This window comes from Clostridioides sp. ES-S-0054-01, from assembly GCA_021561035.1.
Taxonomy (GTDB): Bacteria; Bacillota; Clostridia; order Peptostreptococcales; family Peptostreptococcaceae; genus Clostridioides.
Genome location: CP067346.1, coordinates 1,673,011 through 1,692,173 on the forward strand (window position 1 = coordinate 1,673,011; position 19,163 = coordinate 1,692,173).

Below are 19,163 nucleotides of genomic sequence, written 5' to 3' on the forward strand. Positions count from 1 at the left end.
GGGAAATATTGATATGAATAAAAAAGCAGCGATAGTAGCAGCAGTAGCTATAGTAGGATTAGTGACAGTGTTTGCATTAGGTGGAAGTAAAAAGAATGAATCAAAAACATCAGAGAATTCAAATGATACCATAAAGATAACTCATAACTTGGGAGAAACAGATGTAAAATTAAATCCTAAAAAAGTAGTAGTATTTGATTATTCAGCTCTAGATACGATGGACGCATTAGGTGTAGCTGAGAATTTAGTAGGGCTTCCTAAGGCGAGTTTACCAGCATCTTTAGAAAAATATAAGGATGAAAAGTATACAGATTTAGGAGGCTTAAAAGAACCAGATTTAGAAGGTATAAAGTCAGCAAATCCAGATTTAATTATAATAAATGGAAGACAGGAAGATTTTTATGAGCAATTGTCAAAAATAGCACCAACAATAAGTACAAGTAAGGATGATAAGAAGTACTTAGAATCTGTTAAAAATAATATAGATAAAATAGCAAAAATATTTGAAGTAGAAGAAAAAGCCAATCAAGAATTTAGTAAAATTGAAAAGAAAATAGATACTTTGAATAAAAAAGTAACAGAAAAAAATTTAAATGCTTTAACTATAATGGTCAATGAAGGTAATTTAAGTGTATTTGGCGAAGAATCAAGATTTAGTATATTATATAATAGTTTTGGATTTGAAAATAAAGATAAAAATATAAAAGAATCAAGTCATGGTCAAAATATTACTTTTGAGTATATAGCTAAACAAAATCCAGAAGTTATGTTCGTCATAGATAGAGGAATAGCTACTGGTAGTGATGTAAAGGACAGTTCAACAGCAAAATCTGTTTTAAATAATGATATAATAAAGTCTATGGATGCATATAAAAATGATAATATAATATATTTAGATTCACCAACATGGTATGTAAATGATGGAGGTCTAACGTCTTTAAACAAAATGATAGATGATGCTTCAAAAGCAGTCAATAAATAAATTATTTATATTAAACATGTCTTGTTTATTACTTATTTAATCAGCCACTTTAGAGTGGCTGATTTTTTATAGTTTAAGTAATAGTATTGATTATAATAATATAAATCTATTTAAAATCTAATAAAATATAAAGTTATACTGGACAAAAAGAAGAATTTTTAAATATAATTAAATTATATAAGTATATAGTCATTATTATATGATTTTAAACGGTATTTTGTAATTATAAATATTGTAAATTATATTAAGAAGTAATAATTTATAAGAACTTGTATATTAGAAAAAAGTTTTTATAAACAAAATTCTAAAAAGGAACTATGTAAAATAAGGTTTTATATATTCTAATTGTATAAAAAATTTTATTGGATTTTCATGCACTCTATTTGAAAAATAATTATAAATATACAATAAATATGGAAAACGACATAGCGGATAGGGGTATTTTATGAAGAGAGTTTTGAGAGTAGCTACCTTAGTCTTATTTATTTTATTGATTTCTATAAGTTACATTTCTATTAAATTAATTCATAATATTGGAGATTATGGGAAACTAATTAATTATGTTGGTATTGTTCGTGGAGCTAGTCAACGTTTGACCAAATTAGAGATGAACCATCAACCAAATGATAAATTAATAGAATATATTGATGAAATCTTACATGAATTGGTTAGAGGGCATGGGAAATATGGTTTAGTAGTCACTGATTGTAATAAATATAATGAGGACTTGCTATTACTAGAAGAAAAGTGGAAAGATTTAAATATTGAAATCAAGAAAGTGAGAATGAAGGGAGACAGTAGCCAATTATTAAGCACGAGTGAAGAGTTTTTTTATCTTGCAAATGATACAGTGTTTGAAATAGAAAACTTTTCTAAAGAGAAAAGTGATTATTTAACGACCTTAATAATCATTATATCTATTATAGGTATATTAGCATGGAGTATATTGATTATACAGTATAGTAAAAAAATGATTAGATTGGAAAAATTAAATGTAGACTTAAAAAACATTGCATATAAAGATGAACTCACAGGAGCAAATACTATAGAAAAGTTTAAATTGGATGCAAGTCAAAATATTTATAGGTATAAGGACAAGAAATTTGCAATATTCTATATAGATTTTGAAAATTTTAAATATATTAATGATATATTTGGATATGATTATGGTGACATGATACTGAAGCGATATGCTAATCTCATGATGAATGATATCGGAAAATATGAAATATTTGCAAGAGAAATTGCAGATAGATTTGTTGTTTTAAGATGCTATTCATATAAGGAGGATTTAGTTATAAGACAGCAATTTGTAGATGATAAACTGATTAATATTACAAATGAAATTAAAAACAAATATAGTATTACTATTGTTAGTGGAATTTGTTGTGTTGAAGATGTAAATGAAAAACTAAATATAGATGACTTAATAAATCGAGCGAACTTTGCACAAAAAACTATTAAGAATAAACCAGGTACTAATTATGCTTTTTATAATGAAAATATTCGTAAAAAAATGATTGAGGAAAATACAATCAAGAGTAGAATACATGAAGCTATTGAAAAAAGAGAATTTATAGTTTATTTTCAGCCTAAAGTTAATTTACATAATCAAAAAATAAGTTGTGCAGAAGCTTTAGTGCGTTGGATGACTCCAGATAAAGGTATTATATCTCCAGAAATATTTATTCCAGTTCTAGAAAAGAATTTCTTTATCGCTTTAGTAGATAAGTATGTTTTTGAGGAAGTTTGTAAGTGGATTAGAAAGAGATTAGATGAGAATAAACCTTTTGTTCAAATATCAGTTAATGTTTCTAGAATACAATTCTACAATACTAAATTTGTAGAAATTTACTCCAATATACAGAATAAATACAGTATACCTAAAAATACTATAGAAATTGAATTTACTGAGAGTGTTGCTTTTGAGAATCAAGAACATCTTTTAGAAATTATACATGACTTGCATAAAAATGGATTTACTTGTTCTCTAGATGATTTTGGAAAAGGTTATTCATCTTTGAGTGTTTTAAAAGATTTACCATTTGACGTTTTAAAGCTTGATTCTATGTTTTTCAAGTCTAGTTTAGATAAAGATAAAGAGAAGATAGTAATAAAAAATATTATACATATGCTAAAGGAACTGAATATAACAACTGTTGCTGAAGGTATTGAATGTAAGGAACAAGTTGAATTCCTTAAAGATATTGGGTGTGATTTAGTTCAAGGATTTGTTTTTTATAAGCCAATGCCTATATTAGAATTTGAAGAAATATTAGATAAAGAATTTATTTATAATAGTTAGAAAAAATAATTTTCAGACAAAAAAGAGACTATGAGCTAATTTACTCATAGTTTCTTAAATAAAATATACTTATTTTCTTCCTGCAACCCATTTTAAGCCCCAATTGAACTCAGTATCCATTTCTCTATGTCCTTTAAAGTATTTAACTACTTTTTCAACACTGAATGTCTCATCATCTACATTTTCTATCAATGCTATTGAACACATATTATAGCCATTTTTATGTTCATCAAGTTTAACAACTAAATCTGAATCTTGTTTTTGTTTGATTGTTACAATTCCATCAGCTTCAGACCAATTAGCTACACCTTCATAGATAAAAGCATAAATAAGTATTCTCTTTATTTCTTTTATTTTATTACCATTTATTCTCAAATTTTCTCCCTGTGTATTACTTCCTGTGCGGTCATCTCCATCTAATTGTGCAAAAGGTGGATACTCCAAATTACCAAAAGAATTACCTAACGCCTGAACAGCACCTTTTACACCATTTTTCATTTCAAACAAGCAACCTAAATCTAAATCTATATTACTGCTTTTTAGAGAGCCAAAAAAACCTTTTTTTTGTATTTTTTGGTTCCAATTTAAATTAACTAAAATTTCACCTAAATTACTATTTTCTTTTTTTGTAAGGTTTATTTTTTGCCCCTTTTTTAGTTCTATAGCCATAGTAATCTTCCTCCATAAACATAGATTTATTTAAATGGTAGCACTTAATAAGTCAATGTTCAACAAGATTAGGATAATAATATTAAAATTATACTAAATATACTAAAAAATAGGAATTACAACACCTTTGTACTTTTCTTCAATTATACTTCTTGCTTTGTCTGATGTAAGAACATCTTGTAAAACTTTAATTTTTTCGCTATCTTTATCTTCAGTTCTAAATGCCAAAAGATTTGCATATTCATCATTTACAGGAGCTGTATAAATTCCATTTTTCTTAGCATCAAGACCAGCAGGTACTGCATAAGTAGTATCTATAAATGCAGCAGTTACATCTGGAAGAGAAGACGGAATTTGAGCAATATCTAATTCTTTGAATTGTATCTCCTTTGGATTTTCTATTATATCCTTAGGGCTAACTAATTCATTACCTTTAGGTAAAGTTAAAAGACCAATACTTTCAAGGTATCTAAGGTTCTTAGAACAAGAAGATGGATTGTTGCTTATTGCAATTGTATCTCCTTTTTTAAATTCATCAACAGATTTTATCTTATAAGAGTAAAGTATTGCTGGACATACATATAGTTTTTTACCAGCCATTATTTTGTAGCCTTTAGCTTTAACTGCTTCTTTTAGATAAGGTTCGTGTTGGAATAGATTTGCATCAATTTCTCCATTATTTAAAGCCTCGTTTGGAAGTATGTAATCATCAAAATTTTTAATTTCTAAAGTATAGCCTTTTTCTTTAATAAGTGGTTTTAATTCTTCTAATAATTCTCCACCTGGGACTAAAGTAGCTCCGACAACTATTTTTTTATCATCTTTGCCTTTGTCTTTAGAACATCCCACTATAGATAAGGTAAATACTAAACATAATAACAAACATAATAATTTTTTGAATTTCATATAAATTCCCTCCTGAATATAATTGATTAGTTAAAAATAAAATACCCTTTTTATTACACTGCAAAATAAAATAAGCCTGAGTTTAAACTCAGGCTTTAAAAGCTAATTTAGACTCATCTTTCAGTATAATACTGCAGGATTTAGCACCAATGTATATAAAATATACTGGTTGCTGGGTTTCATAGGGCCAGTCCCTTCACCACTCTGGATAAGAAGTATTAATTTTTAATTATGTTATAAATATTATCATGATTTTTTATATCTGTAAATATAATTTTATAAATATTTTAAAATATTTAACATACTCATTTAACACCTAAAATTCCAGAAACTAGAATATCAGTATTAGCGCCTAAGAAATAATCATTTATTTCAATAGAGTCTAAGATATTTCTCAAAGCATTTTCCTCATGTTTTATACCAATAAGTTTATCTTCTACAAATGAAACATCACGTTTTCCAAAAAAATCTCCAAAAAATTTTATAGTGCTTATTATGCCTTTATCAACATTTAAATTAAATTCAACATTTCCACCAGAATATTTTAATTCATTTGAAAGAGTATATTTTGGTGAATTGCCAAAGTTCCAATCCCAAGTTTCATATTTTGATTTAGTAAGTTTTTCTATCTGTTCTATATCATATTCACTTAAACAATAATTAGTATTATCAGTATTTATTTTAGAAAGATAGTTCATTATTGCATCTTTAAATTCCAGTATATCCATTTTAGATTGTAGATGTTCACTTATATTAGTTACACGGGATTTTACAGATTTTATTCCCTTTCCTTCAAATTTTATAGGTTTAACTTTTAGTGCACTTGAAAGGTCGTTTATCTCAGATGAAAATAAAAGTGTGCCATGATGCATTACTTTGTTTTTGTAATTATATTGAGCATTTCCAGAAAATTTCTTACCATCTATAAGGAGGTCGTTTCTTCCAGAAAATTCAGCATTGACGCCTAATGTTTTAAGTAAGTCTATTATTGGTTGAGTGAATCTTCTGAAATCACTGAAACTATTATTATTACAAGCTATGAATGTAAAATTTATGTTTCCTAAATCATGAAATACAGCTCCACCACCAGATTGTCTCCTAACAACAGGTATAGAATGTTCTTTTATATATTCTAAATTTATTTCAGAAAGTGTATTTTGATTTTTTCCAACGATTATAGAAGGTTCATTCCTCCATAAAATAAATAAGTCTTCATCAAAGTTTTTTAGAATATATTCTTCCATTGCTAAATTAAAATAAGGGTTTGTTTTTTCATTATAAATTAATAACATTAAAGTAATTCCTCCAATAAGTGATAAAATTTTTTTGTTAGTCTTAGTACAATTAATTTTATAATTCGACAATAGTGTAAAAAGTCCTTTAAATTAGAAATTTTAAAAACTACCTTGCAAAGTTTAAATAAATAATATATACTCAAAATGTGTTTAATAAAAGTGAATAAAAAGGTAGAGGCGCAATAGTCTATCAGTACTAATAAGGAGTTAAGCACAGAGAATTATTAGGAAAGGAGATATTGCCGAAGTTTTATAATCGATGCTTTAAGATTATATTGCTGGGGGTACATAGAAAATGTGTACAACTGTCACAGGTTTATTTGTGGTGAGCTATCATTTAAGGAATTATATTATATTTATTTTTAATATTGTTTATGTATTGTAATGTTTAAGCCTTGAGTGTTTACCACTCAAGGCTTTTTTAGTTTTATCAGAAAATAATACCCTGTATAATTCACAAAATTAAAAAGAGAGGGAGATTTACATGAGGAACAAAAAAATTAATATTATTTTTCTGACGACAATTATGTTCATAATGTCAACAGTAATGGTTTTTGCAGAGGAGGATATAGACACTATTGCATTAGCTAATGCAGAAAAATTTGGAATCTTAACTTTAATACCACCAGTAGTTGCTATAGTACTTGCATTTATAACTAAAAACGTAATAATTTCATTATTTATAGGGATTATTTCTGGTAGTTTTATAATTAAAGCTAGTGGTATTAATGTTTTTGCGACATTTATACAAGCTTTTTTAGATTTGGTAGATAGAGCTTTAGTATCTTTGGCAGACCCATGGAATGCAGGAATAATACTACAAGTTCTGGTAATTGGAGGAGTAATAAATCTTGTTGCTAAGATGGGAGGAGCTAAGGCTATAGCTGAAGCGCTTGCTAAAAGAGCTAAATCAGCAAAAGGTACACAGCTTATAACATGGTTTTTGGGACTTTTAGTATTCTTTGATGATTATGCAAATTCATTAATAGTAGGTCCTATGATGAGACCTGTTGCAGATAAGATGAAAATATCAAGAGAAAAGTTGGCATTTATAATAGATGCTACAGCAGCACCAGTTGCTGGATTAGCTATAATATCTACATGGATAGGTCTTGAAGTTGGTTTAATACATGACGCTTTTGAAAGCATAAATGTAGATGTTGACGCATTTGGTATATTTTTAAATACAATACCATTTAGATTTTATAACATATTAATATTAGTGTTTATTGTATTATCAGCATTATTATTAAAAGAATTTGGACCAATGAGAAAAGCAGAGATAAAATCTAGAAGTAGAAAAATTGGTACAGACCTTGATGAAGGTGTAGAAGAATTAGATGATTTAGCTCCAAAAAATGGAGTAAGATTGAGTGTATGGAATGCTATAATCCCGATAGGCACATTAATAATAGTTGCATTAACATCATTCTATTATAGTGGATATACATCTATAATGGGAGGGGAGAATAAGGCTCTTATACAGTTATTTACGAATTCGCCGTATTCATTTGAAGCAATAAAAGAAGCATTTAGTGCATCTGATGCATCTAGAGCATTATTCCAGTCTGCACTTGTTGCAAGTTTGGTTGCTATTATAATGGCTGTAGTCAAAAAGATTTTTACAATATCAGAGGCAATTGATGTTTGGATAGATGGAATGAAAAGTTTAGTAATCACTGGTGTAATATTAATACTTGCATGGTCATTGAGTTCAGTAATAAAAGAGTTAGGTACAGCTAAATTTTTAATACACTTATTATCAGGTTCATTACCTCCATTTTTATTGCCAAGTTTAATATTTGGTTTAGGAGCAATAATATCATTTGCTACTGGAACAGCTTATGGAACAATGGGTATACTTATGCCACTTGCAATACCACTAGCATACTCACTAAATCCTGATATGTCTTATGTAATAGTAAGTACAAGTGCAGTTTTAACAGGTGCAATATTTGGAGACCATTGTTCTCCTATTTCAGATACAACAATACTTTCTTCAATGGGAGCTGGTTGTAATCATATAGACCATGTTAATACTCAAATACCGTATGCTATATTTACAGCAGTAATTACCGTTGTATTTGGATACATACCAGCTGGATTTGGATTGCCAATATATATAGTGTTGCCAGTGGCTATAGTTGCTATATTTGTAGGCATTCAAATAATTGGTAAGAGAGTAGATGAAGCAGAAATTGAACTTGTAGAATAAGGATATAAATAAATTTCACCTTTTATTATGATTGTTTTATCAGTTTATAGATAATTTTAAAAAGTTATTGAAAAGAATAGCGAAATATAGTAAAATAAAAGAGTAATAAGCGGATGTGGCGGAATTGGCAGACGCACTAGACTTAGGATCTAGCGCCATTGGCGTGGGGGTTCGACTCCCTTCATCCGCATTTTACAGTACTTAGTTGTACTGGAAAAAACTGGGGTTGCTGGCTTTCGGAGTGGGCTATCCCGTTTTTATTTTTTGATAGATAAGTTAAATACAATATGAATATATTTATAAAATATTTTACTAATAAATACAAAAAAGCACATTAAGTGCTTTTTTTGTTGTCTAAAAATATATTTATAAAATTGCAAACGATTCTATTGTATGTATGAATATATCTTTAACATAATATAGTAAATTACAATATAACTTTACTTTTAGTGTTTTGTATGACATATTAATAATAAATTAAATAAATATATTATTTTACATTAATATATAACATATATGTATAAAAGTTAATAATATAAAAGTAATATAATTGATAATAAAAATTTAACAAAAAAAATAATACATAAAAAAAAATAAATATAATGTGTTGACATTTAATTGAAATATTCATACAATAAAAATGAAAATAAATATTTCCAAATGAGATTAGCGAGAGAGACCTTTATATAAAAAGGCGCCGAAGAAGAAATTTAAGAAATGCCAATTCTTAGAGAAACTTTCAGGCAAAGATATCGCTAGTTGATGGGACTCTGGAAAGACTTAGGTTAATATACTATAAGTCACCGAAGAAGCAAAATAATATTAAATTATTAAATCTTTCAGGTATACAAACAGGGATATATAGGCTAGGATTATTTTCCATGTTAATATATCTTTTTTTTATGAAAAAGTATAGGACATAATATCGAAATTGCTTAAATAGAGTGGGTCTAATTTATAGGGAGGATTATATATGAATGAATTGAAGAGATTACCTTTGTATAATATACACAAAGAACTTGGAGCAAAACTTGTTGAATTTTCTGGCTGGGAAATGCCTTTAGAATATAAGGGAATAAATAAAGAGCATGAAATGGTTAGAAAAAGTGCAGGTATCTTTGATGTATCTCATATGGGAGAGGTACAAGTAAAAGGAGTAGAGTCAGAAAAATTTATACAAAACTTAGTTACAAATGATATAAGTACATTAAAGATAAATGACATTATATATACACCTATGTGTTATGAAAATGGGGGAATAGTTGATGATTTATTAATATATAAATTTGGTGAAGAAGATTATTTATTAGTAATAAATGCAGGAAATATAGATAAAGATGTAGCATGGATAATAAAACAAAGTGAAGGATACAATGTAGATATAAAAAATATTTCTAATGAAGTGGGTCAATTAGCAGTTCAAGGTTCTAAAGCAGAAGAAATTCTTCAAAAAATTACAGACATAGATTTAAAATCAATAAAATTTTATAAGTCAATTCCATCAACAAAAATATGTGGTTTAACTTGTTTAGTTTCAAGAACAGGATATACTGGAGAAGATGGATTTGAGATATACTGTAAAAATGAACATACAGAAACAATTTGGAATGAAGTTTTAAAAACTGGAGGAAAATATATATGTCCTGCTGGTTTAGGTTGTAGAGATACTTTGAGATTTGAAGCAGCTCTACCTCTATATGGTCATGAAATAAGTGAACATATATCTCCAATTGAAGGAGGCTTATCCATTTTTGTAAAAACAAACAAGGAAAACTTTATTGGAAAAACAGTTTTATCAGAAGAAAAAGAAAAAGGAGCTAAAAGAAAATTAGTTGGATTTGAAATGCAAGGCAAAGGGATGCCTAGAAGTGGATACGATATAAAAATTGGTGACAAAATAGTAGGTTTTGTAACAACAGGATGTGCATCTCCAACGACAGGAAAGATTTTAGGCATGGGAATTATAGATTCTAAGTATGCAAAAGTAGGAAATGAAATAGGTATAGTAATCAGAAAAAAAGTTGTTCCTGCTACGATAGTTAAGAAGCCTTTTTATAAAAAACAATATAAAAAAGATAATACTATATTGAATGAAGAAAATAAATTTTCATATATACCTGCCACAAGTGAAGATAAATCAAAAATGTTAAAGGTAGTAGGATTAAATTCAGTTAATGAATTATTTTCAGATATACCAGATGAAATAAAGTTAAAAAGAGATTTAAACTTGGAAAGTGGAAAGTCTGAATTAGAGGTAAGTAAAATATTAAAGAGATTGTCAGAAGAAAATTTAAGTCTAGAAGACTTGACTTGTTTTCTTGGAGCTGGTGCATATGACCATTATATACCGTCAATTATAAAACATATAACTTCAAGGTCTGAATTTTATACAGCATATACTCCATATCAAGCTGAAATAAGTCAAGGGACTTTACAAGTAGTGTTTGAGTTCCAATCTATGATTGCAGAAATTACTGGAATGGAAATTGCAAATGCATCAATGTATGATGGAGCAACTGCTGCAATAGAAGCATGCATAATGGCTATGAATCAGACCAGAAAAAGTAAAATAGTAGTATCAAAAACTACACATCCTGAAACTTTATCAGTACTTAAGACTTATCTACAATACAAAGATTGTGAAATAGTAGAAATTGATTTTTGTAATGAATATGGAACTACGGATATAGAAAAATTAAGTGCTTCAGTAGATAAAGATACAGCATGTGTTCTTATACAGACTCCTAACTTCTTTGGTATTATTGAAGAGATGGAAGAAATAGAAAAGATAACTCATGAAAATAAGGCTATGTTAATTATGAGTGTTGACCCAATATCATTGGGTGTTTTAAAGACACCAGGTGAGATAGGAGCAGATATTGTTGTTGGAGAAGCTCAATCACTAGGAAATCCTCTTAACTTTGGAGGACCTTATGTAGGATTTTTGGCTAGTAAATCTAAGTATACTAGAAAAATGCCAGGAAGAATAGTTGGGCAAAGCTTAGATACAGAAGGAAAAACTGCATATGTGCTAACTTTACAAACTAGAGAACAACATGTAAGAAGAGAAAAAGCAACTTCTAATATATGTTCAAATCAAGCTTTAAATGCTCTTGTAGCTTCAATATATATGGCTACTATGGGGAAAGAAGGATTTAAAGAGGTTGGCATGCAATCTATGGAAAAAGCACATTATACTTATAATAAACTTATACAAACAGGAAAATATAAGCCAATATTTAAAGGTAAATTTTTCAAAGAATTTACTGTGCAAGGAAATCTTAATATAGAAACTATAAATAATAAACTTTTAGAAGAAAATATATTAGGTGGTTATAATTTAGAATACAATTACCCAGAATTAAAAAATTCAACTTTACTTTGTGTGACTGAAAAAAGAAGCAAAGAAGAAATAGATAAGTTAGTCGGAATAATGGAGGGATTATAATGAAAGAATATAATAGTTTGTTGATAGATATATCTAAAAAAGGTAGAAAAGCATATTCGCTTCCAAAATTAGATATAGACGATATAAAAGTAGAAGATATGATTGACCAAAGTATGGTTAGACAAAGTGAATTGAATTTACCAGAAGTTGGCGAATTAGAATTAGTTAGACATTATACCCTATTATCAAATAAAAATTTTGGAGTTGACACAGGTTTTTATCCTTTAGGTTCTTGTACTATGAAATATAACCCTAAAATAAATGAAGATATGGCAGCACTTCCAAATTTTACTGCAATGCATCCATACCAATCTTCATACACAGCACAAGGTTCTCTTTCTTTAATGTATGACTTGTCAAATAGACTTGCAGAAATTACAGGTATGGATGAAGTTACACTACAACCTTCAGCAGGTTCACATGGTGAATTTACAGGTCTTATGATTATAAAAGCATATCATGAAAACAGAGGAGACCATAAGAGAAACAAAGTAATAATTCCTGATTCTGCACATGGAACAAACCCAGCAAGTGCAGCTATGGCAAACTTTGATGTGATTCAGATAGCATCTGATAAAAATGGAGCTATAGACATAGATGCGTTAAAAGCAGTTTTAAGTGATGAAGTAGCAGCTCTTATGCTTACTAATCCAAGTACTCTTGGATTGTTTGAAAAAAATATAAAAGAGATAGCAAGTCTTGTACATGAAGCAGGAGGACTCTTGTACTATGATGGTGCAAATATGAATGCCATTATGGGAATAACAAGACCTGGAGATATGGGATTTGATGTAGTGCATCTTAATCTTCATAAGACTTTTTCTACTCCTCATGGAGGAGGGGGTCCGGGAGCTGGTCCTGTTGGAGTCAAAAAAGAATTGGTACCTTTTTTACCAATACCAGTAATTGAAAAACAAGAAGATAAGTATGTATTAAATTATGATAGAGAAAAATCTATTGGAAAAATTAAAAACTTCTATGGTAACTTTGGAGTGCTTGTAAGAGCTTACACATATATATTAACTATGGGAAGAGATGGGCTTAAAGAGGCTAGTGAAATGGCAGTTTTAAATGCAAATTATATCAAAGAGAGTATAAAAGATGACTATATATTACCAATAGATACCTTATGTAAACATGAGTTTGTATTAGGTGGGTTACCAAGAGGAGAGGCAAATATAAAAACTATAGATATAGCAAAGAGATTACTGGATTATGGATATCATCCTCCAACAATGTATTTTCCTCTTATCATAAATGAGGCACTTATGATAGAGCCTACAGAAAGTGAGAGCATAGAGACATTAGATAGTTTTATAGAAGCTATGAAAAATGTTGCTAAGGAGGCAAAAGAAGAACCAGAACTATTGAAAACTGCTCCACACAATACTTTAGTTAAGAGAGTGGATGATGCAAGGGCAGTAAAGAAACCTATACTTACATGGTCGCAAAGATAAATAATTAAAAATAGAGATAAGTCTCTTTTTCATTGTTGGAATGATGAAAATATATTTGATTTCATACAAAAAGAGTTCCTTATGAACTAAAAAATCATTTTGAGACCCCACCTTTTTCTGTGTATTTATATATATAATATTTACTGCTAAAGCTTTAAATTATATTAGTGTCTATATAGAATATTAACATGATGATTACGATTCCAATATTCATAAAAATTATGGAAATTTATTTTGCTAAAATTATATTTACCCTTTTAGCTTAAGAGAAACTTAACTAAAATATATCGAAATTTATAAAAATTTAGGAAATCTTAAGAATTATATTATTAAAATCTTTAGATTTATATTTTATTATATAAACTATAGAATAATAAAATATAAAAATTGGGAGTTTTATAATATATCTGTAGATTTAAGTATAAAAAAGCGTTAAGTTGAAAGGAGTAGAATATGGATAGTGCTAATTTAAAAAGGTATAATTGTGATATAAATATGGGATTAAGCAGTGGGCAACTTCAAAGTAGGATAGATGATAATTTAATTAATGTATTTGATAATGGAAAAACTAAAACATATAAACAAATTTTTAAAGATAATGTATTTACACTTTTTAATCTTATAAATATTGTTTTAGTTTGTCTATTGGTATCAGTTGGCTCTTTTAAAAATACTTTATTTATATTTATTGCTGTAATTAATACTATTATAGGAGTAATTCAAGAAATAAGAGCCAAAAGATTGTTGGACAATCTATCTGTCATAGTTTCAAATAAGGTATCTGTTATAAGGGAAGAAGAGAAAAAAGAGATTGATGTACAAGAATTAGTATTAGACGATATTATGATTTTAAAAACAGGGAATCAAATTTGTGCAGATTCAAAGGTATTAGATGGAAAATTAGAGGTAAATGAGTCTTTAATTACAGGTGAATCTGATATTATTATAAAAAATAAAGGTGATTTCTTATATTCTGGTAGTTTTGTAGTTTCTGGAGAGGCTTTTGTGAGAGTTGAAAATATAGGAAAAGATAACTATGCAAATAAGATAGCTAGTGATGCCAAGATTTCTAGAAAACATAATTCTCAGCTTAGAAATTCATTAAATACAATATTAAAAATTGTAGGTATAATAATTATTCCTCTAGGGATTATATTATTTGTAAAACAACATTTTGGAAATGGAGATTCTATAACTACATCTGTAGTAGGTACTGTGGCAGCTGTAAATGGTATGATACCAGAGGGATTGACATTGCTTACAAGTATTGCTCTAGCTGTAGGAACTATAAAGCTTGCAAGTCATAAAACTTTAGTGCAAGAATTATACTGTGTAGAGACTCTTGCTAGAGTTGATACATTATGTCTTGATAAAACAGGCACAATTACAGAAGGTAAAATGCAGGTTGATGATGTAGTAATACTGGATGAAATAGATATTGATGATATAATGGGAAATATATGTAATTCCCTTAAGGATGATAATGCAACAATAAGTGCAATAAGGGATAAATACCGTATTTTAGATACTTATAAAGTTAAAAATTTAATACCATTTTCATCAGAAAGAAAATACAGTGGAGTAGCCTTTGAAGATAAAGGTACATATTTACTAGGGGCATTTGAGTTTATTTTTAAGGATAAACATAAAGAACTTAAAACAGAGGTTGAAAAATATTCTAAAAAAGGCAATAGGGTAATAGTTTTAGCTCATAGTAATTCTTATATGGAAGAAAATAATATACCTGAAGATATAAAACCATTAGCTTTTATATTAATATTGGACAAAATTAGAGATGAGGCTAAGGCAACTTTAGAATTTTTTTATAATGAAGGCGTAGATATAAAAATTATATCTGGAGACAATCCAGTAACAGTAAGTGAAGTGGCTAGAAAAGCAGGTCTTAAAACGGCTAGTAATTTTATTGATGCAACAACACTTAAAAATAATGATGATATATATGAGGCAGTTGATAAATACAGCGTCTTTGGAAGGGTAAGCCCTCAACAGAAAAAACAAATGATTTTAGCATTAAAAAAACAAAATCATACAGTAGCTATGACTGGAGATGGCGTAAATGATGTTTTAGCACTTAAAGAAGCTGATTGTAGTATAGCTATGGCTTCTGGAAGTGATGTTACTAAAAATGTTTCTAATTTAGTATTGTTGGATTCAAATTTTGCATCAATGCCAAAAGTTGTTATGGAAGGAAGAAAGGTGATTAATAATATTCAAAGAGCATCTTCTTTATTTTTAGTAAAGACAATTTTTTCATTCTTCTTGTCGCTATTAACATTATTTTTCTTTAGTAGACAGTATCCATTCGTGCCTATACAATTATCACTAATTGGAGCTGTAACAGTTGGTATACCGTCATTCTTCTTAGCTCTTGAAGCAAATAAAAGTAGAATTTCAGGAAATTTTTTACTCAATATATTAAAAAATGCATTGCCAGGAGCACTATGTGTGACAGTAAATGTAATTATTGTTTACAATATAGTTGAATACTTAGGTTATAGTTCAAGTGTATTTTCTACTATGTGTGCGATATTAACTGGTGTATGTGGTCTTTTAATATTAAGACAACAATGTTTACCATTTAATAAAGAGAGGTTATTTTTAATTGTAAGTATGACTATTGCATTTGTTATTGGAATTCTATTTTTAGGTGGATTATTCTCATTTGTAGCATTGAGTAGAGAATTAATTCTAATAACTATGGTACTAGCAGTATTAATGCCAATTATGATAAAAGTTATGTTATTCGTGTTGGATGAGATATTAGATACAGTAGCTCCAGATTTAAATTAATTTGTACTGCACCCCAATTGTTGGACCAAAAATCTAACGATGGGGGTGTTTCTATATGGCTAAATATGATTTTAATTTCAAATTAAAAGTAGTTAAGCCCTATTTAAATAGAGAAGGAGGATATGTTTCAATAGCAAAACAATATGGAGTTGTTAACAATTTTTGAATGAACAACAGTAAACTTATAGCAACATGAAAACAAAAGTTTTTACATGGTGATGTCGATGACCTGTCTAAAACGAAAGAAAAGCATCAATGAATAAAAATAAAAACACTAAAGAAGAAAAAATCGTCTCTATTTTTGAAGAACATAATGGTAGATATGGCTATTGCCGAATTAAAGTTTCACTAAAAAATAATGGTATAGTTATTAATCAAAAGAATTAAAGAAAAATTCCCTGTTAAATATAGGTTTGAATATGAATCTAAAGTTGCATAAATTTAAAAATACAGGAATGAAAATTCCATTCCTGTATAAAGTTTAACTTTTGGGTCTCAGTACACATTTTGAGACAATCCCTTTTATTAGTTATAATTATGTAAATTATTATATATTAGGTTCTTCGATTAAGTTTCCACATACATATCTATGAATGATATTTCTGTCATCACCAACATAGATAAATTTTTCAAGTCTTTCAAGTATAGAGTAATTGGCGTGATTTAAATCTGAATCATCAATAATTAATGCATCAAAATCATAATCTTCTTCAAAGCTACCAACTTTTCCAAAGAAACTTCCTCCACTTTTAGTTGCAATATAAAAAGCTTCAGATAAAGATAAGAAGTTAAGTTCCTTACCAGAGTTCACCCAATATAATTTAGATAACTGTATTGCAGACACTATTGCTTTAAATATTGACAAGGTATGCCCACCGCTTATATCCGAACCAAGGGCTAATTTAATACGATTATCAAGGAATTTTCTAATAGGCATAGCACCACTACCAACATTAAAGTTAGAAGCAGGGCAGTGAACTGCCATAACATTATTTTCCCTCATTAAATCCATTTCTTCTTGAGAACAATGAACACAGTGAGCCATTAAAGTAGGAGTTTGACCAAATAAATTATACATATTATAGGCATCTCCATAAAATTTAGATTTAGGTTCTAAACTTTTAACCCATTCAATTTCATCATAATTCTCAGATAAGTGTGATTGTATAGGCATATTATACTTTAAACATAAATCTCCCAAACCTTTTAAAAGTTCACTCGTACAACTTGGTATGAATCTAGGAGTTATGATTGGTTTTACAATAGACTCTTTATCATTGTATTTATTTATAATTTCTTCTGTATCAGCAATAGATTTATAAGTATTCTCTAGTAAAGCATCAGGGCAATTCATATCCATATTTACTTTACCAATATATGCTCCAATACCAACTTCTTTGAATATATCCATAAGTTTCATAGAAGCTTCTTTATGTACTGTGGCAAATACAGCTGTTCTTGTTGTTCCAGATTTCCAAACTTCTTTTACAAATTTTTTATACATTTTTGTTGCATATTCTATATCTGTATAATTTGATTCTTCTGGAAACACATAAGTTTCAAGCCATGGCAAAAGTTCTTTATCCATAGCTATTCCTAGATTTTTAAATTGAGAGGCATGGCAATGAAGGTCGTTCATACCAGGTATTATAAGTTTATCGGTGTAATCTACTATTTCTAGATTATTATATTCTTCAGGTATGTCTTTAAAGATTCCTTTTACTTTGCCTTTGTATAGTATAATGTAACTATTTTCAAATACTGTGAAGGTGTCTGAAGTTTTTGTGAAAATTATATTCCCTTTTATTGCTTTTAACATATAAGTCTCCTTAGTTTTAGATTTGTTGATTTTAACATATGTAAGTTATATTTTTGTTTTATAAATTAAACTTTTACCATATCTATTATATCAAATCTGAGTTATAAATACTATTAGAGAATAGTAAACAGCAGTGAAATACAGTTGTTTACTAGCATTTCCTAATATATATTACTGACATTTAAGAAAAACATGATGTTAACTGATATAAAACTAATATTATTTAAAGAGAGCAGTGCTTATATTCTTGGTTATTTATTTATTCATTTAATCTAAAATGTGAGAATATCTATTTATATCTATTTTTAATAACTGTATGTCCTAATCTTTCAGAAATTATTTTTATGTTGGTTACAGTTAGAAGAAGTAAGCTTGCATTTGCATGTCTTAATTCATGTATCTTTATACATAGAAGGTTATTAGTTTCTAATAGTTTTTTAAAGAATATATTTATTTTATTAAATTTGCTTGTTTAAGTTAACTCATTTTAATATAAATAATTATTTTTTTGTAAATTAAAGTGTATTTATTTTTATTAAATTATAAATTTACATAAATATTCAAAAATAATCTATTTATGATATAATAAAAATATAGAAACTTTGCAGTGTTCGTTTTTTTTGGAAAATTGTTTGTAGTTATTGAAATTACTGTTTTATAGAGGTTTTTTATAAAGTATCAAAAAACACTACTGGTCGCTCACTGCAATTTTAAGAGAATTATGTGATTTAAGGTATTGAAAATGCTCAATTTATTTTGGGGTTTTATATTAACTATGTGGTATGTAAATGTGTTAATATAACTTTTCCCATCTTTCTCACCAAACTGTTTTATATTAACTATGTGGTATGTAAATTGTATAGCTTCATATGTATTTATACACTCAACATTAAGTTTTATATTAACTATGTGGTATGTAAATTTTGACAAAACGTATGGTTTAAATAAATCAGCTTAAGGTTTTATATTAACTATGTGGTATGTAAATATAACAACACATATTAAAATACATACTCCCCAAAAAAGTTTTATATTAACTATGTGGTATGTAAATAATACAATGCCACTTCTCCCCTTGTCATTTATAATAGTTTTATATTAACTAAGTGGTATATAAATAAAGTTTATAGGAGTGTCAACACCAGTAGTATCTAAAGTTTTACATTAACTATGTGAATTTAAAATCGAAACCACTAAATAACACTTACTCAAATAGTAGGTGTTTTTTTATACAAAAACTTAAGAAAGGAGAGTAA

Annotated in this window: 11 protein-coding genes, 1 tRNA gene, 1 pseudogene, 1 CRISPR repeat array and 2 riboswitches; of the genes and pseudogenes, 9 read left to right on the forward strand and 4 right to left on the reverse strand. The window is 27.9% G+C overall.

The window, feature by feature from the left end:
- Positions 1-13: 13 nt before the first annotated feature.
- Both JJC02_08060 and JJC02_08065 read left to right on the forward strand, forming a co-directional pair.
- Positions 14-982, forward strand: a complete 969-nt coding sequence (locus JJC02_08060; GenBank protein UDN56095.1) for a siderophore ABC transporter substrate-binding protein — start codon at positions 14-16, stop codon at positions 980-982.
- Positions 983-1,427: 445 nt separating this feature from the next.
- A complete protein-coding gene (locus JJC02_08065; protein ID UDN56096.1) occupies positions 1,428-3,287 on the forward strand; it encodes an EAL domain-containing protein in 1,860 nt (619 codons plus the stop codon).
- A 69-nt stretch (positions 3,288-3,356) separates the two neighbouring features.
- Here the strand turns inward: JJC02_08065 and JJC02_08070 are convergent, their stop codons facing one another.
- The 3 genes from JJC02_08070 to JJC02_08080 all read right to left on the reverse strand — a co-directional run bounded on the left by JJC02_08070 (position 3,357) and on the right by JJC02_08080 (position 6,154).
- Positions 3,357-3,956 carry a TerD family protein gene (locus tag JJC02_08070; protein UDN56097.1) on the reverse strand — a complete coding sequence of 200 codons (600 nt, stop codon included), beginning with the start codon at positions 3,954-3,956 and terminating at the stop codon, positions 3,357-3,359.
- 102 nt (positions 3,957-4,058) lie between these two features.
- On the reverse strand, positions 4,059-4,862 hold the full coding sequence (locus tag JJC02_08075; GenBank protein UDN56098.1) for a methionine-binding protein: 804 nt from the start codon (positions 4,860-4,862) through the stop codon (positions 4,059-4,061).
- A gap of 110 nt (positions 4,863-4,972) precedes the next feature.
- Positions 4,973-5,077, reverse strand: a riboswitch (SAM riboswitch).
- Positions 5,078-5,167: 90 nt separating this feature from the next.
- On the reverse strand, positions 5,168-6,154 hold the full coding sequence (locus JJC02_08080; protein ID UDN56099.1) for a lipoate--protein ligase: 987 nt from the start codon (positions 6,152-6,154) through the stop codon (positions 5,168-5,170).
- Between the two features lie 487 nt (positions 6,155-6,641).
- Between JJC02_08080 and JJC02_08085 the strand changes: the two genes are divergently transcribed.
- The 7 genes and pseudogenes from JJC02_08085 (at position 6,642) to JJC02_08115 (ending at position 16,475) form a co-directional block, all read left to right on the forward strand.
- Positions 6,642-8,372 (forward strand): Na+/H+ antiporter NhaC family protein, encoded by a 1,731-nt coding sequence (locus JJC02_08085; GenBank protein ID UDN56100.1) that lies wholly within the window; start codon positions 6,642-6,644, stop codon positions 8,370-8,372.
- Positions 8,373-8,481: 109 nt separating this feature from the next.
- A tRNA-Leu gene (locus JJC02_08090) sits at positions 8,482-8,562 on the forward strand.
- A gap of 470 nt (positions 8,563-9,032) precedes the next feature.
- A riboswitch (glycine riboswitch) is annotated at positions 9,033-9,137 on the forward strand.
- Between the two features lie 208 nt (positions 9,138-9,345).
- Positions 9,346-11,820, forward strand: a complete 2,475-nt coding sequence (gene gcvPA, locus JJC02_08095) for an aminomethyl-transferring glycine dehydrogenase subunit GcvPA (protein UDN56101.1) — start codon at positions 9,346-9,348, stop codon at positions 11,818-11,820.
- Positions 11,820-13,277, forward strand: coding sequence for an aminomethyl-transferring glycine dehydrogenase subunit GcvPB (gcvPB, locus tag JJC02_08100; protein UDN56102.1), 1,458 nt, complete (start codon positions 11,820-11,822; stop codon positions 13,275-13,277). The genes gcvPA and gcvPB overlap by 1 nt, the downstream gene beginning before the upstream one ends.
- Before the next feature lie 453 nt (positions 13,278-13,730).
- Positions 13,731-16,088, forward strand: coding sequence for an HAD-IC family P-type ATPase (locus tag JJC02_08105; GenBank protein ID UDN56103.1), 2,358 nt, complete (start codon positions 13,731-13,733; stop codon positions 16,086-16,088).
- A 55-nt stretch (positions 16,089-16,143) separates the two neighbouring features.
- Positions 16,144-16,239: pseudogene (locus JJC02_08110) on the forward strand (transposase).
- A 104-nt stretch (positions 16,240-16,343) separates the two neighbouring features.
- The gene (locus tag JJC02_08115) at positions 16,344-16,475 is read left to right on the forward strand and encodes a transposase (GenBank protein ID UDN56104.1); all 132 of its coding nucleotides are present in this window, start codon (positions 16,344-16,346) and stop codon (positions 16,473-16,475) included.
- Between the two features lie 160 nt (positions 16,476-16,635).
- On the opposite strand, the gene JJC02_08120 is transcribed toward JJC02_08115, so the two are convergent.
- The gene (locus JJC02_08120) at positions 16,636-17,907 is read right to left on the reverse strand and encodes an amidohydrolase family protein (GenBank protein UDN56105.1); all 1,272 of its coding nucleotides are present in this window, start codon (positions 17,905-17,907) and stop codon (positions 16,636-16,638) included.
- Positions 17,908-18,668: 761 nt separating this feature from the next.
- Positions 18,669-19,092: direct repeats of the CRISPR family, unit length 29 nt; unit sequence GTTTTATATTAACTATGTGGTATGTAAAT.
- The last annotated feature ends 71 nt before the right edge of the window (positions 19,093-19,163 follow it).